Origin of the sequence: Neisseria sp. 83E34, assembly GCF_001308015.1 — a bacterium.
Lineage (GTDB): Bacteria > Pseudomonadota > Gammaproteobacteria > Burkholderiales > Neisseriaceae > Neisseria.
Genome location: NZ_LGYH01000004.1, coordinates 1 through 15,437 on the forward strand (window position 1 = coordinate 1; position 15,437 = coordinate 15,437).

General features: G+C 50.7%; 13 protein-coding genes. 5 read left to right on the forward strand and 8 right to left on the reverse strand.

The genetic code is table 11. From position 1 onward, the window contains the following. The first annotated feature begins 174 nt into the window (after nt 1-174). Nucleotides 175-1,542: a DNA repair protein RadA gene (gene radA / locus AKG09_RS04820; RefSeq protein ID WP_054618345.1), complete on the forward strand. Its 1,368-nt coding sequence runs from the start codon at nt 175-177 to the stop codon at nt 1,540-1,542. A gap of 396 nt (nt 1,543-1,938) precedes the next feature. Here the strand turns inward: radA and rep are convergent, their stop codons facing one another. Next, nucleotides 1,939-3,945, reverse strand: a complete 2,007-nt coding sequence (gene rep, locus AKG09_RS04825; RefSeq protein WP_054618527.1) for a DNA helicase Rep — start codon at nt 3,943-3,945, stop codon at nt 1,939-1,941. Between the two features lie 135 nt (nt 3,946-4,080). Here rep and AKG09_RS04830 point away from each other — a divergent pair, with 135 nt between their 5' ends. The 4 genes from AKG09_RS04830 (at nt 4,081) to AKG09_RS04845 (ending at nt 8,255) form a co-directional block, all read left to right on the forward strand. Next, the gene (locus tag AKG09_RS04830; RefSeq protein ID WP_054618346.1) at nt 4,081-4,566 is read left to right on the forward strand and encodes a dihydrofolate reductase; all 486 of its coding nucleotides are present in this window, start codon (nt 4,081-4,083) and stop codon (nt 4,564-4,566) included. A 46-nt stretch (nt 4,567-4,612) separates the two neighbouring features. Further along, complete coding sequence (locus tag AKG09_RS04835; protein ID WP_054618347.1) at nt 4,613-5,143, forward strand: co-chaperone YbbN; 531 nt, start codon at nt 4,613-4,615, stop codon at nt 5,141-5,143. 72 nt (nt 5,144-5,215) lie between these two features. Further along, a complete protein-coding gene (locus tag AKG09_RS04840; RefSeq protein ID WP_054618348.1) occupies nt 5,216-5,542 on the forward strand; it encodes a monooxygenase in 327 nt (108 codons plus the stop codon). Nucleotides 5,543-6,164: 622 nt separating this feature from the next. Beyond that, nucleotides 6,165-8,255: a TonB-dependent receptor domain-containing protein gene (locus AKG09_RS04845; protein WP_054618349.1), complete on the forward strand. Its 2,091-nt coding sequence runs from the start codon at nt 6,165-6,167 to the stop codon at nt 8,253-8,255. Nucleotides 8,256-8,535: 280 nt separating this feature from the next. On the opposite strand, the gene AKG09_RS04850 is transcribed toward AKG09_RS04845, so the two are convergent. From AKG09_RS04850 to AKG09_RS04880, 7 genes are all read right to left on the reverse strand, one after another. Beyond that, nucleotides 8,536-10,218, reverse strand: coding sequence for an AMP-binding protein (locus tag AKG09_RS04850; protein WP_054618350.1), 1,683 nt, complete (start codon nt 10,216-10,218; stop codon nt 8,536-8,538). Between the two features lie 128 nt (nt 10,219-10,346). Continuing rightward, nucleotides 10,347-11,456 (reverse strand): tRNA 2-thiouridine(34) synthase MnmA, encoded by a 1,110-nt coding sequence (gene mnmA / locus AKG09_RS04855; protein WP_054618351.1) that lies wholly within the window; start codon nt 11,454-11,456, stop codon nt 10,347-10,349. A gap of 116 nt (nt 11,457-11,572) precedes the next feature. Then, nucleotides 11,573-12,328, reverse strand: a complete 756-nt coding sequence (locus AKG09_RS04860) for an amino acid ABC transporter ATP-binding protein (protein ID WP_054618352.1) — start codon at nt 12,326-12,328, stop codon at nt 11,573-11,575. Between the two features lie 9 nt (nt 12,329-12,337). Then, a complete protein-coding gene (locus tag AKG09_RS04865; RefSeq protein WP_054618353.1) occupies nt 12,338-13,054 on the reverse strand; it encodes an amino acid ABC transporter permease in 717 nt (238 codons plus the stop codon). After that, on the reverse strand, nt 13,044-13,865 hold the full coding sequence (locus tag AKG09_RS04870) for an amino acid ABC transporter substrate-binding protein (RefSeq protein WP_054618354.1): 822 nt from the start codon (nt 13,863-13,865) through the stop codon (nt 13,044-13,046). The genes AKG09_RS04865 and AKG09_RS04870 overlap by 11 nt, the downstream gene beginning before the upstream one ends. A gap of 206 nt (nt 13,866-14,071) precedes the next feature. Further along, entirely contained in the window at nt 14,072-15,106 is a 1,035-nt protein-coding gene (pyrC, locus tag AKG09_RS04875) for a dihydroorotase (protein WP_054618355.1), read from the reverse strand. A 55-nt stretch (nt 15,107-15,161) separates the two neighbouring features. Further along, a complete protein-coding gene (locus tag AKG09_RS04880) occupies nt 15,162-15,389 on the reverse strand; it encodes a sulfurtransferase TusA family protein (protein WP_054618356.1) in 228 nt (75 codons plus the stop codon). Nucleotides 15,390-15,437: the final 48 nt, after the last annotated feature.

The window sequence follows — 15,437 nt, forward strand, 5'->3', positions numbered from 1 at the left end:
ACAGCTTTTATAGTTACTATTAGAAAATTTAATTATCTTTAATAATCTTTAAATAGGCGTTATGCATATATTGCTTTTGGTATTTGTTTTTAAAAAGATAAATTGTAAAGAGTAAAAAATAGATGCCTGTCTGAAAATGTTACAATCATGTTTTCAGACAGGCATGTTGAATTTATGGCAAAAGCACCGAAAACCGTTTACCAATGCAGCGAATGCGGCGGTACTACACCCAAATGGCAAGGCAAATGCCCGCATTGCGGCGAATGGAACACCTTGCAGGAAAGCCTTACTGCACCTGAGCCGAAAAACATACGTTTCCAATCGTGGGCGGCGGATACCGCGCAGGTGCAGGAGCTTTCCCAAGTTACCGCCACCGAAGTGCCGCGCGAACCCACCGGCATGGGCGAACTTGACCGCGTGCTCGGCGGCGGTTTGGTAAGCGGCGCAGTCATTCTGCTCGGCGGCGACCCCGGTATCGGTAAATCGACGTTGCTGTTGCAAACCGTGGCGATGATGGCGAAAAACCGCAAAGTGCTGTATGTATCCGGCGAGGAATCCGCCCAACAAGTCGCCTTGCGGGCGCAACGTTTGGGCTTGCAAAGCGAAGGCGTGAACCTGCTGGCGGAAATCCGCATGGAAGCGATTCAGGCCGTCTTAAAACAGCACGAACCCGCCGTAGTCGTGATTGACTCCATCCAAACCATGTATTCCGACCAAATCACTTCCGCGCCCGGCTCCGTATCGCAAGTGCGTGAGTGTGCCGCGCAACTCACCCGCATGGCAAAGCAGATGGGCATTGCTATGATTTTGGTCGGCCACGTTACCAAAGACGGTGCCATCGCCGGCCCGCGCGTGCTCGAGCACATGGTCGATACCGTGCTGTATTTCGAGGGCGACCAGCATTCCAACTACCGCATGATACGCGCCATCAAAAACCGTTTCGGCGCAGCCAACGAGCTGGGCGTATTCGCCATGACCGAACACGGCTTGAAAGGCGTATCCAATCCTTCGGCGATTTTTCTCGCCAGCTACCGTGATGACGTACCCGGCTCGTGCGTATTGGTTACGCAAGAAGGCAGCCGCCCGCTATTGGTGGAAATTCAGGCATTGGTTGATGACGCACACGGCTTCACACCCAAACGCCTCACCGTCGGCCTCGAACAAAACCGCCTCGCCATGCTGCTGGCCGTGTTAAACCGCCATGCCGGCATCGCCTGCTTCGATCAAGACGTGTTCTTGAACGCAGTTGGCGGCGTAAAAATCAACGAACCCGCCGCCGACCTCGCCATCATCCTTGCCATGCTTTCCAGCTTCCGCAACCGCCCGCTGCCTGAAAAAATGGTGGCCTTCGGCGAAGTCGGCTTGAGCGGTGAAGTCCGTCCTGTCGCGCGCGGGCAGGAACGCTTGAAAGAAGCGGAAAAACTCGGCTTCAAACGCGCTATCGTGCCTAAAGCCAATCTGCCGCGCAATCCCAAAGATTTTCCGGGTTTGCAGATTTATGGTGTGAGCAGTTTGCAGGAAGCGGTGGATATTGTGAAGTAACTAAAAACAATGGAATGCAGCCTTTGCGGCATTTTCAGATATTTTTTGTGATGTTGATCATCCGCTTTGCGGAGGAGAATGATTTTTTTCAACATTACACCTGTTACTATGTAAGTGGTTTTATTATAGCTGTTTGGGAGTTTTGAATACGGCGCTTTTTAAGTATATGTATATAGAGAATTTTTAAGTATATGTATATAGAGAATTTTTAAGTATATGTATATAGAGAATTTTTAAGTATATGTATATAGAGAAAAGGTTGGTTTTTCCGTTGGTTAAGTGTCGGGATAGCCGGCAGTATATTGATCGGTTTTATCATCGGTTCGTCTGCGCGGAGAATTATGCCGACTCGTTTTGGATTCGGGTTATTTCCAACAGCGCCATGGCCTTGCCGTATTATCCTTGGTTTTTTGATTTCTCTGCCAACATCGCCCGCAAACCGGCCAAATTGCTCTTGCCTTCCTCTTTGCTCACAATCGGTTCGCCGCCTTTTCTGCCGAGGATTTTCAAATCTTCCTGCGGCATTTCGTCGATAAAGCGGCTGGGGTCGGGAAACTGCCATGTGCCTTGGCGTTTGCGTTTCACACAATGGGTAAGCGTGAGCTGGCGTTTGGCGCGGGTGATGCCCACATACATCAGCCGCCGTTCTTCTTCGACGTTGCTCTCTTCAATACTGTCGGCGTGGGGCAGCATGCCTTCTTCACAGCCTACAAGAAATACATACGGGTATTCCAAACCTTTGGATGCGTGCAGGGTGGAGAGTTTGACCGCATCTGTTTCTTCTTCGTTTTTGCCTTCGAGCAGGGTCATCAGGGCGATGGTTTGGGCGATTTCGATGATGTTTTTGCCGTCTTGTTCACCTTTGCGCGCCAGCCAGTCGGTAAGGTCGGTAACGTTGCGCCATTTGATTTCGCCGGCTTTGCCTTCTTCATTGTTCAGCAGGTGGGCTTCGTAGGCGATGTCGGAAAGCAGGTTGTTGACAAGTTTGCCCGCATCGTCGTGTTCGGCACGGGCGCGGTAATCTTCCATCAAGGCCATGAATTGTTGCAGGTGCTCGCGGTTTTGTGTGTTTAAGACGGCCTGTGCTTCGGGGTTTAACGCCGCTTCATACAGGCTGCATTCGTGGTTGTGGGCATAAGCGTTGAGTTTGCCGAGCGTGGCTTCGCCGATGCCGCGTTTGGGCGTGGTAACGGCGCGTAAAAAGGCGGGGTCGTCGTTGGGATTGGCGAGCAGGCGGATGTAGGACAATATGTCTTTGATTTCGGCTTTATCAAAAAAACTCTGGCCGCCTGAAAGCTGGTAAGGCACGCGCGCGCTGCGCAAGGCTTCTTCAAATACCCGCGCCTGATGGTTGCCGCGGTAGAGGATGGCGAAATCGGCGTATTGGGTTTTGTCGCCGCCTACCAGTTTCTGTTTCACAATCTGGCTGACCACCCATTCGGCTTCGTGCTGTTCGTGCTGGCAGGCGACGATTTTGATGTGTTCGCCCATGCCGAACTGCGACCACAAGGTTTTTTTAAACAATTTGGGATTGTTTTCAATTACCTTATTGGCCACTTTCAATATCCGCGCGGTGGAGCGGTAGTTTTGCTCCAGCTTGATCACTTTCATTTGCGGATAATCTTCTTGCATTTGGCGCAGGTTTTCCATGTTCGCGCCGCGCCATGCGTAGATGGATTGGTCGTCGTCGCCCACGGCGGTAAACATACCTTCCGCGCCGGTAAGCAGTTTCATCAAAGTGTATTGGCAGGCGTTGGTGTCTTGGCATTCGTCTACCAGTAGATAGCGCAGGCGGAGCTGCCATTTGTGGCGTACGTCGCTGTTCTGCTGCAACAATATGGCGGGCAGGCGGATTAAGTCGTCGAAATCGACGGCCTGATAGCTTTCCAGCGTAGCCTGGTAACCGGCATACACTTTCGCCATTTGGCTTTCCCATTCGTTAGAGGCCGTCTGAAGAATCTCTTCGGGCGTTTTCAAATCGTTTTTCCACAAAGAAATCTGATGCTGGGCTTTGAACACGGCTTCTTTGCCGGTGCTGCCGAGCAGCTCTTTGACGATTTTTGCACTGTCGGTGCCGTCAAGAATGGAAAAATTTTTCTTGTAGCCGATGTTGGCGGCTTCTTCTCGCAAAATGCGCATGCCGAGCGAGTGGAAAGTACAGATGGTCAGGCCGCGCGTTTGGCTTTTCGGCAGCATTTTGCCCACACGCTCCTGCATTTCTTTGGCTGCTTTGTTGGTAAACGTAATGGCGGCGATGTGGTGGGCAGGGTAATTTACTTGGGTAATCAGGTATTTGATTTTCTGGGTAATCACACCGGTTTTACCGCTGCCCGCACCTGCTAGAACAAGTAAAGGGCCGCCGAGATATTGCACGGCTTGTTGTTGCTGGGGGTTGAGTTTCATAGAGCGGTCATCAGGAAGAAATGCGGCGGAAATTATATCATTGTGCATTCATGCCTGTCTGAAATGCGGTTTCAGACAGGCATTTTATTGATTACAATATCCAGATATCCGTTTGAAAAAAGAAAGCGCCCAATTATGCAGAAAATCACTTTGGTTGCCGCCTGCGCCGAAAACGGCTGCATCGGTATCGACAACACCATGCCGTGGCACATTCCCGAAGACTTTGCTTTTTTTAAAGCCTACACTTCGGGCAAACCTGTGGTTATGGGGCGGAAAACTTGGGAGTCGCTGCCGAAAAAACCGCTGCCCGGCCGCCGCAATATCGTGATTACGCGGCAGGCGGATTATGCCGCCGAAGGTGCGGAAACAGCCGCTTCTTTGCAGGAAGCGCTTACAGCCTGCGCCGGTACGGAAGAAATCATCATTATGGGCGGCGCGCAGATTTATGCCGAATCCATGCCGCTTGCCACCGATTTGCGCATTACCGAAGTGAAGCTCAATATGGCGGGCGACGCGTTTTTTCCGCCGATTGATCAAACCGTTTGGCAGGAAGCTGCGCGGGAAGAGCATGAAAGCAGCAAAGGCATAGCCTATGCTTTCGTGCACTACCGCCGAGCATGAATGCCTGTCTGAAACACTGTCTATCATTATGCAAAAGGATTTTAGGATGACACAACGATTCTTGTGCGCCGCCTTATTGGCCGCATCGCTCGCCGCTTGCAACGCAGCCCAAAACAAAGAAGACGCGCAAACCCTGCGCGCCCGGCTTGCCGAAGCAGAAACCGCCGCGCGGCTTTCCGCAGAAAATACCAAGCGCGTCGAAGGCATGTATTCCGATATTTACTTTGAACTCAACAGCTTGACCGTTGAAAATTTCGAAGCCAAAGTAAAGCGAGGCGACACGTTTTATGCCTATATCGGCCGCCCCAACTGCGGCGACTGCAACGCTTTCGAGCCGCTGCTCAAACGCTATGTCAGGCAGCATAAGCTGCAAAACAAGCTTTATTTTGTCAACGTGTACCGGCTGCACCAAGACAAAACCGCATGGGCTGCGTTTAAGCAGACTTACGGTTTGAGCGGCACGCCCGTGCTGGCGAAATACAGCAAAGGCAGGCAGGTGAACAAACTGGACTACGAAGACAACGGCGGCATTTCGGGCGATGACCTGGCGTCATGGCTCAAGCAGAACAAGCTCTAATCAGAAATGCCTGTCTGAAAAGGTTTCAGACAGGCATCAACCATCAAACCAAACAACTCATAAGGAGAAACCATGAGCGTTATCTTACAGTTCGATTTCGAACTGCCGCCCGAAGTGCTGGGCGACGCACTCACGGCCAGCGCGCAGGATTTGGCAAAATCCATCACGCAGGAGCCGGGTTTTATCGCAAAAATCTGGACGGAAAACCTGCAAACCGGCGATGCCGGCGGCCTGTATTTGTTTGAAGACGAAGCCAGCGCCTTAAAATATGCCGAAATGCACAGCGCCCGTGCCGTGCAGATGGGCGGCGTTAACCCGCGTTTTAAAATTTATACGGTCAACAAAACGCTCAGCGGCATCACTTCGGGCGACAAGTTTACCCGTATTTTGGCGGAATAACGGGCAGGGTTGCCCATTGTTTATTATGAGCCTGCTGCTTATTGATTTGTTTTAAGTAATTGATTTCAAAAAAATAACAAATGCCTGCCTGAAAACTCTTTCAGACAGGCATTTGTTGGCTTTACTGTGGCAAAAAATTATTTCTTGTTATGGTTTCATCATGCCAGGTCTGGCTCCGGTATCTCCTCACAAGTAACCGGAATTCGAGTTATTCCAATCAATCCCTATGTATAGTTAAAAAACTTAATTTTAGTAGCATTTCCGTCATACTCGGGCTTGACCCGAGTATCTCCTAAAGTTAGCGGAACTCAAGATACTCGGGTCAAGCCCGAGTATGACGAACGTACTATTTTTAAGTTGATCCACTATAACGCAATGTTGTTTCAATTTTATTGGTTGTGGATGTTTTTGAGCATCAAGACCGATTTTAAAAATGATAATAGTTTTGTAAAAACGAAAAATTATGTTAGTATTGATGCAAATCAATAATGATTTTTAATACTATAAAAAATTTAATGAAATATAACTATATAAATTAAAAATATAGTAAGAAAATGTAAGTTGGATTCATAGCTCAAATTCTGTAATTTTTAATTGATGATCAATCCGAATGGAGACAAATATGAAATTCAAGCAACTGCCTTTAGTTGCGGCAGTGTTAGGTGCTCTATATCCTGCGTCGGCATTGGCTGACACTGTTCAAGCCCAAGAAGCCCCTGAAGTTGAGGTAAACAGCGTACAGGTTACCGGCGACCGCCAAGGTGCGAAAGTGAAAACCAATGTGGTTACTACCCGTTCGAAAGACGAAAGCACGGAAACCGATTTGCGCGGCCTGTTTAAAGACGAGCCTGCTATCGGTATCGGCGGGGGTAACGGTACTTCGCAATATCTGTATATCCGCAATATGGGTCAAAACTCGGTGGATGTAAAAGTCGACAATGCCTACTCCGACAGCCAAATCCACTACCACCAAGGCCGGCATATGCTTGATCCTGCTTTGGTAAAAATCGTATCCGTGCAAAAAGGTGCGGGCAGCGCATCGGCCGGTATCGGCCAAACCAACGGTGCGGTGATTGCGAAAACCTTAGATGCCCAAGATTTGCTGAAAAACAGTACAAACCCTAATTTCGGCTTCAAAGTAAACAGCGGCTACAACACCAACGACGGACACAACTACGGCCTGACGCTGTTCGGAAAACCCGGAGCGGTCGATTTCGTGCTCTCCGGTAACCGTGTTAAAGAAAGCAACTACAAAGGCGGTTCGGGTTACCGCAACGGCTTGGACGGCGGCAAGCGTGTGCCGTTTAGCGCATTGGACAAAACCGGCTATTTGGCCAAAATCGGTATCGATGCAGGCGAAGACCACCGTTTTGTATTGAGCCATCTGAACAACGAGCATAAAGGTGACCGTGTAGTACGTGAAGAATTTGCTATAGGCGGAGAAAGGCTCACATTGGCACGCCAAGCGCCTGCCAAACGTAAAATGAGCATCAACCAAACCAACCTCGAGTGGATGGGCAAAAATATGGGTTTTGCCCAATCGGCATCTGCCAATATCTACCGCTTGGAAAAAGGCCGCTGGTCTGTTGACGACAGCAGGAACGGTTATGCTGGCGGCGACAGTAACACGGAACCCACCAAAACCAAAATCGAAACGGTTGGCGGTAATGTCAACTTCGATTCGCATCTCAATGACCGCATTCTGCTGAAATACGGTGTCAACTACCGCACCCAGGAAGTGAAACCCGACCAGATTTTCCGTGCGGGCGTAACCAGGCAGAAGAAACAGGATGTCGGCGTTTATGCTGAAATGATTACCGATGTTGTTGAAGATTTAACGCTAACCACCGGTCTGCGCTACGACCACTTTAATTTCAAAGCGATGGACGGCAAAAAAGTCAGTGATGGCTCTGTCAGCCCGAGTTTGGGTGTGATATGGCAGGTTATCCCTGATTTGAGCCTCAGCGCGAGCCACAACTATGCCACCCGCAGCCCGCGTATGCACGACGGCATTATGGCGCACGGCAAACGCGGTGTGGTTTCCATTGCCGACAACACTAAAGCGGAGAGAGCCAGAAATACCGAAATCGGCTTCAACTACGACAACGGCACATTCGGCGCGGACGGCAGCTATTTTTGGCAAAATATCGGCAACGCATTGGGTACGAGCACAGGCCGCAACAACCACTTGTGCGATGCGCCGACACCGCGAAATCCTAACGAATGCTATTCTGAAATCATTAATGCCGGCAAAGTTAAAAACTCCGGTTATGAGTTGGGTGCATCGTTCCGCAAAGGGGGCTGGACGGCACGCTTGGGCGTGGCCTACAGTAAGCCGAAATTCTACGGCGAGCGTTTGAGTGCAAATCCCGAATACGCCATGCGTATAGGCCGCACTTGGACAGGTTCGCTTGCCTACCGTTTCGGCAACCCCGACTTGGAAATCGGCGTACACCACCGCCAAGTTGAAGGTGTGAAGAAAGAAGACAACTATATCTTGGTCAATCGGGAGGTTACACCTGCCGACACCGGCAAAAAAGCTTACGGCGTAACCGATATTTCCGCCAACTGGAAACCGCTTAAAAACGACAAGATGAATGTAAACTTCGCCGTGAACAATGTCTTCAACAAAAATTATATTCCGCATGCCCAACGCAGCGATTTGCCCGGTGCAGGGCGCGAATACCGCGTAGGTTTGAATTACACCTTCTGATGAGTTTGCCAAACCGTCAAGAAACATTGGATTTGGCATATGGAGAAGCAACTTAAAATAGCACATTTGTCATGCTCGGGCTTGCACCAAGTAGCTTGAGTTACAGTAACTTTAGAAGATATTCGGGTCAGACCGGAGCATGACGGTGTTGTTATTATTTAAGTCGATTCATTATAGAGGCTGCTCGAAAAACATTTTCAGGCGGCCTCTTCATATTATTTGTGATAAAAAATGCCTGTCTGAAAACGGTTTCAGACAGGCATTTCGACAATCCATTACGCTATTGGGTGTGTTTGCCTTCGGCCTTATCGCGTAACACACGGCGCAGGATTTTGCCCACGTTGGACTTGGGCAGCTCTTCCCAAAATTCAATATCGCGCGGCACTTTGTAGGGCGTGAGCAGGCTGCGGCAATAGGCGATAAGCTCTTCTTTATTCAGCGATTCGTCTTTTTTCACCACAAACAGCTTCAATGCCTCGCCCGTTTTCTCGCTGCTCACGCCGATGCAGGCGGCTTCGGTTACTTTCGGATGGCCGGTTACCACATCTTCCACTTCGTTCGGGTACACATTAAATCCCGACACCACAATCAAATCTTTTTTGCGGTCTACGATTTTCAGCCAGCCTTTTTCATCCATCACGGCAATGTCGCCGGTTTCCAGAAAACCGCGCGTATCAATCACTTTGGCGGTTTCTTCGGGGCTGTTCCAATAGCCTTGCATAACTTGCGGCCCGCGTATCCATAATTCTCCGGCCTCGCCTTGGGCCACTTCGCTGCCGTCGGCGGCGCGCAATTCAACTTCCGTGCTGGGCAGAGGCAGCCCGATGGTGCCGGTGTATTCTTTGATATTCAAAGGGTTGCAGCACACGCCCGGGCTGGCCTCGGTAAGCCCGTAGGCATCCACGATGGCTTGGCCGGTGAGCGCTTTCCAGCGTTCGGCCACGGATTTTTGGGTGGCCATGCCGCCGCCCAAACACAGGTGCCAAGTGCCGAAATCCACCTGCTTTAATTCGGCGCGGCTCAAGAGGCCGTTGTAGAGCGTGTTCACGCCGATAAAGACGCTGACGCTTTCTTTTTTCAACTCTTTAATCAAGCCTTTTAAATCGCGCGGATTGGCGATAAGGATATTTTTCGCGCCGGCCTGCGTAAAAATCATCAGGTTTACGGTAAAAGAGAAAATGTGGTAAAGCGGCAGGGCGGTTACGACGGTTTCTTTGCCTTGCGCAAGCTTGGGTTTGATCCATTCGGCAGCCTGCATCATGTTGGCGCAGATGTTGCCGTGGGTAAGCATGGCGCCTTTGGCCACGCCGGTGGTGCCGCCGGTGTATTGCAGCAGCGCCAGGTTTTCGCGTTTCAGGTCGGCGGGTTTCAGGGTGTTTGCCATGCCTTCTTTCAAGGCCTGTCTGAAAGGGGTGAAATGTTTGATTTGGAAAGGCGGCACCATTTTTTTGACTTTGCGGACGATGAAATTCGCCAGCATGCCTTTGAATGTGCCGAGCATGTCGCCTATGCTCGCCATAACCACATGTTTGATTTGCGTGTTGGGCAGAATTTCGGCCAAGGTGTGCGCGAAATTTTCCAATACGATAATGGTGCTTGCGCCGCTGTCGTTTAGCTGGTGTTCCAGCTCGCGCGGGGTGTAGAGCGGGTTGACGTTAACCACCACCATACCGGCTTTCAGTGCGCCGAAAATGGCAATCGGATATTGCAGCAGGTTGGGCATCATCACGGCCACCCGCTCGCCTTGCGGCAGCTTGAGTTTGTTTTGCAGAAAAGATGCGAAGCGGTTAACGCATTCCGACATCTCGCCGTAGCTGATGCTTTTGCCTAAGCTTTTAAACGCCGATTGATTGCGGAATTTGGCCACGCTTTGCTCAAACACATCAATGATGGATTGGTAGCGGGTGGCGTCGATTTCTGCGTCAATTCCCTTTTCGTAGCTCTGTAACCAGATTTTTTCCATTCAGGATCCTTATTATGATGCCCGGCGGGCGGTTCGGGTGATTATAGCGGCTTTAATGTAAAGCTGTGAAAATAGCAATGCCTGTCTGAAACTTTTCAGACAGGCATTGAGGAAATATCCGGTTTGAATCAGGCATGTCGGGTAACGATAACCGGTTTGTCGGTGGCAATAATGATGCCGCCGCCCAAGCATACTTCGCCGTCATACAACACCGCCGATTGCCCGGGTGTTACCGCCCATTGCGGTTCGTCGAATATCAATTGCGCGGTGTCATTGTCTGGATAGCGCAGTTCGCAGGCCGCATCGGCCATGCGGTAGCGGGTTTTGCAGGTATACCTGCCGGCTTTGGGGCGCTCGGGCAGGGTGAAGCTCAAATCGTTCATGGTCAGGCTTTGGGTGTAGAGCAGGGGATGGTCATGGCCTTGCACCACGATTAATTCGTTGCTGGTCAAATCTTTGCCGGCCACAAACCACGGCTCGCCCGCGCCGCCGATGCCCAAGCCTTTGCGCTGGCCTATGGTGTAAAACATCAGGCCGACGTGTTCGCCCACTTTTTTGCCTTCGGGCGTAACCATGTTGCCGTTATTGGTGGGCAGGTATTTTTGCAGAAACTCGCGAAACGGGCGCTCGCCGATAAAGCAGATGCCTGTGCTGTCTTTTTTGGCGGCGGTCGGCAGCTTGGCTTCGGCAGCCAAGCGGCGCACTTCGGGCTTTTTCAAATCGCCCAGCGGGAAAATGGCGCATGCCAGCTGGTGCGGTTGCAGGCGGTAGAGGAAATAGCTTTGGTCTTTGTTGGCATCCAAACCTTTGAGCAAGTAATGCACGCCGTTGCGCACTTCTTTGCGTGCATAATGGCCGGTGGCAATCACGTCTGCGCCTTGCTCGATGGCGTAGTCGAGAAAGCATTTGAATTTGATTTCGGCATTGCACAACACATCAGGGTTCGGCGTGCGGCCTGCTTGGTATTCCTGCAGGAAATAGGCGAATACTTTGTCTTTGTATTGGGCGGCGAAATTCACGATGTCGATGTCTATACCCACAATATCGGCCACGGCAATCGCGTCGAAAGAATCCTGCTTGATGCTGCAATATTCGTCGCTGTCGTCGTCTTCCCAGTTTTGCATAAACACGCCGCGCACTTGATGACCCTGCTGCTTGAGCAGGTAGGCGGTTACGGAAGAATCAACGCCGCCGGATAAACCGACGATGATATTTTGCGGAGCGTGGGAAATGTTCATTGTGAAAATATGGGGAATCATGCTGAATTGGAAAGAGGCGTAACTTTAACATATTTTTCAGACAGGCATGGCCGGATAAAAAACCGGCGTTTTGCTTAAGCCAACGCCGGTTCGTTTTAAGAAGCTTCCGCCCGAATCTGTTTTAAAAAGCGGCGGGTGCGTTCGTGTTGCGGGCGCTCGAACAAATCTTTCGGTTTGCCTTGTTCGACAATCACGCCGCCGTCCATCACCACCACGATGTCGGCCACTTCCATAGCAAACTTGATTTCGTGTGTAACCACCACCATCGTCCAGCCTTCGCGCGCCAGCTCTTTCATGGTGTTTAACACTTCCTGCACAAGCTCGGGGTCAAGCGCGGAAGTCGGCTCGTCAAACAGCATTAATTCGGGGCGGATGGCCAAAGCGCGGGCAATGCCCACACGTTGCTGCTGGCCGCCGGAAAGCTGGAAAGGATAAAGCTCGGTTTTGTCGCCCAAACCCACTTTTTGTAAAAGCTTCACGGCCTCTTCACGCGCTTGGACGGCGGATTTGCCTTGCACGGCCACCGGCCCTTCCATCACATTTTCCAGTGCGGTTTTGTGCGGGAAAAGATTATATTGCTGAAACACCATGCCGGATTTGCGGCGCAGCGCGAGGATGTCTTTTTTACCCGGTTTTTTGCCGAAATCGATATTGAGCGGTGTTTCGTTGTCGAATTTAACCGTGCCGGCTTCCGGCATTTCCAGTGCATTGAGGCAGCGCAGAAACGTGGTTTTTCCGGAGCCGGAAGGCCCCAAAATTACCACGACTTGGCCTTTGGCAATATTTAAATCAATGCCGCGCAAAATGGTGTTTGGGCCGAATGTTTTTTGAATATTGCGGATTTCTATCATATCGGCTCCTTATTTCGCCACATAACGGTCAAGGCGTTTTTCCATTTTGCCCTGCATGTGCGTCAGCACTGTGCAGATTACCCAATAAATCAAACCCGCTTCGGTGTAGATCAGAATAAATTCGTAATTGCGCGCCACAATCACTTGTGAGGCTTTCATCAATTCGGGAATCAGAACCAACGAAGCCAGCGAGGTTTCTTTTACCAGCCCGACAAAGGTGTTTGACAAAGGCGGCACGGCCACGCGCAAAGCTTGCGGTAGCACGATGCGGCGGAAAGTTTGCATATAGGTCATGCCGATGGAAAAACCGGCTTCCCATTGCCCTTTGGGAATCGACAAAATAGCAGAACGCACTGTTTCGGAAGCATAAGCGCCGATATTGAGTGAGAACGCAATAATGGCTGTGGGCACGGGATCGAGCTTCAAACCGATTTCAGGCAGGCCGTAGAAAATGATAAAGAGCTGAAGCAGCAGCGGCGTGCCGCGGATAACCGACACATAAAAACGGGCAATGCCGTAGAAAAACTTGTGCACCAAGCCTTCCTGCGGCACCACGCGAATCAGAGCAACAGCCAATGCAATCAGCAAACCTATGATAAATGAAACGATAGAAAGCGGAATGGTATAAACCAAAGCCGCTTTCAATAAAGGCCAAAATGCGTCGATTACGATTTGGGCCTTCGCCTCATTCATAAACGGCAGAGCCGCCAGAATATTATTTAACACTTATGTCTTCACCAAAAAATTGTTCGCTTAGTTTTTTCAAAGTGCCGTCTTTTTGCAGCTCAACCATTGCTTCGTTCACTTTCGCTACCGCAGCATCTTCACCTTTGCGGAAAATCAGGCCGGAACCGCGTAATTCGCCGGCGTCGGCAACCAGTTTGATTTCCAAGCCGCTGTCGGTATGTTTTTTCAGGTAGTCCAAAATGGCCAGATGGTCGTTTAAGGTTAAATCCACGCGTTTTTGTTTAACCAATTCAATCGCTTGTGCCATGCCGTCTACGCCGGTGATTTTCGCGCCGTATTTTTCGGCCATTTCGCGGTAGTTGCTGGTTAACGATTGGGCGGCATCCAAGCCTTTGATATCGGCCCACGATTTAACGCGCGCATCGTCTTTGCGTGCCAATGCGGCAGGGCCGCTCCAGCTATACGGTTCGGATTTGTCGTATTTAGCTTGGCGCTCGGGTGTGGTAAGGCTCACTTGGTTAGCAACGATGTCGAAGCGTTTGGCATCCAAGCCGGCCAGCATGGCATCCCATTGGGTTTCTTTGAAATCCACTTTCACGCCCAGCTTTTCGGCTACAGCGCGGGTTACTTCTACATCATAGCCGGTAAGCTTGCCGCTTTCATCGTGGTAGGTGAAGGGCGCATAAGTGCCTTCGGTACCGACAGTGATGGTGCCTTTGTTATTGATGCGGTCGATTAAAGGAGCATCCGCGCTCACTTGGGTGCCTGAAGCGGCCTGATTGGTATCGTTTTTACTGCAGGCGCCCAATGCCAAAGCAACAGTTGCTGCCAGTGCGAATTGTTTTAACATGTGTATTCTCCAATTTGGGTAAGACGGTTTTGTCAAAAAATGTAATTTTACGCCAAGCGCGTTTCAACGCAAAGCACGCTTGGTTCTATGCTATAGAACAATTAATTCTAATGCCTGTCTGAAAATGTTTCACATTTTTTCAGACAGGCATTGGCATATTTAAACAAACGGCGGATTGTTTACGTTTTTTAACTTATTATGCATAATCAATACTCTACGCGCCATTCCACTTCGCCGCCGGCGCGCATAGGTACGAGTTCCCCGTCGCCGAAAGGAACGCTCTCAGGCACTTTCGTATTGTGTTTTATCAAAGTAATGGTGCGCGGATTCTCGGGCAAGCCGTAGAAACGGGCGCCGTTTTTCGAAGCAAAGGCTTCGAGCTTGTCGAGCGCACCGGCTTTTTCAAACACTTCCGCATAAAATTCAATCGCATTGATGGCGCTGAACATGCCCGCGCAGCCGCAAGCGTTTTCTTTAGCGTGTTTCGGGTGTGGCGCGGAATCGGTGCCGAGGAAAAATTTGTGCGACTTATCGCCTGTGATGGCGGCAACCAAAGCGGCGCGGTGGGTTTCGCGTTTCAATACCGGCAGGCAGTAATGATGCGGGTGCACGCCGCCCACCAATAAATCGTTGCGGTTGAGCAATAAATGTTGCGGCGTTACGGTGGCGGCCACGTTGTCGCCCGCTTTGCATACCAGCTTGGCGGCATCGGCGGTGGTGATGTGTTCAAACACCACTTTCAAGCCCGGCACTTTTTCTAACACGGGTTTCATCACGCGCTCGATAAACACCGCTTCGCGGTCGAAAATGTCGATATCAGGATCGGTTACTTCGCCGTGTACCAAAAACAGGATGCCTTCTTCCGCCATTGCTTCCAACACGGGAATCAGCTTGAATAAATCGGTTACGCCGGAATCGGAATTGGTGGTTGCGCCGGCAGGGTAGAGTTTGAACGCCACGATGCCCGCCGCTTTGGCTTCGCGCACGGTTTCCGGTGTGGTGTTGTCGGTGAGGTAAAGCGACATCAAAGGTTCGAACGGCAAACCTTCGGGCACGGCATCGAGAATCTGCTGTTTGTAGGCCAGAGCCTGCGCCACGGTGGTAACCGGCGGTTTGAGGTTTGGCATAATCAGCGCACGCCCCATTTGGCGGGCGGTGTAGGGCACTACGGATTCCAATGCGGCGCCGTCGCGCACATGCAGGTGGAAATCATCGGGTTGGATAATGGTGAGGGTTTGCATGGTGTTCCTTTGCTTGAATGGAGGTTTCAGACAGGCATATGCCTGTCTGAAAAAGTTATTTGTGTTTCAAAACCAGTTTGAACACGCAGCCGTCTAAGGTTTCCGAAACCAAAAGGGCGTGGCCGGTTTGCTTGCAGAAGGCGGCAAAATCATCGGGTGCGCCGGCGTCGGTGGCTAAAACGGTTAGCTCGTCGCCCGTCTCCAAAGCGGCCAGCGCTTTTTTAGCTCTCAGTATCGGCAGTGGGCATTTCAGGCCGGTTACATCTAGGGTTTGTTCGGTCATGGTAAGTTTCCTTGTGTCTTATCTTAATATTATAGCTTGTTTCGCCGC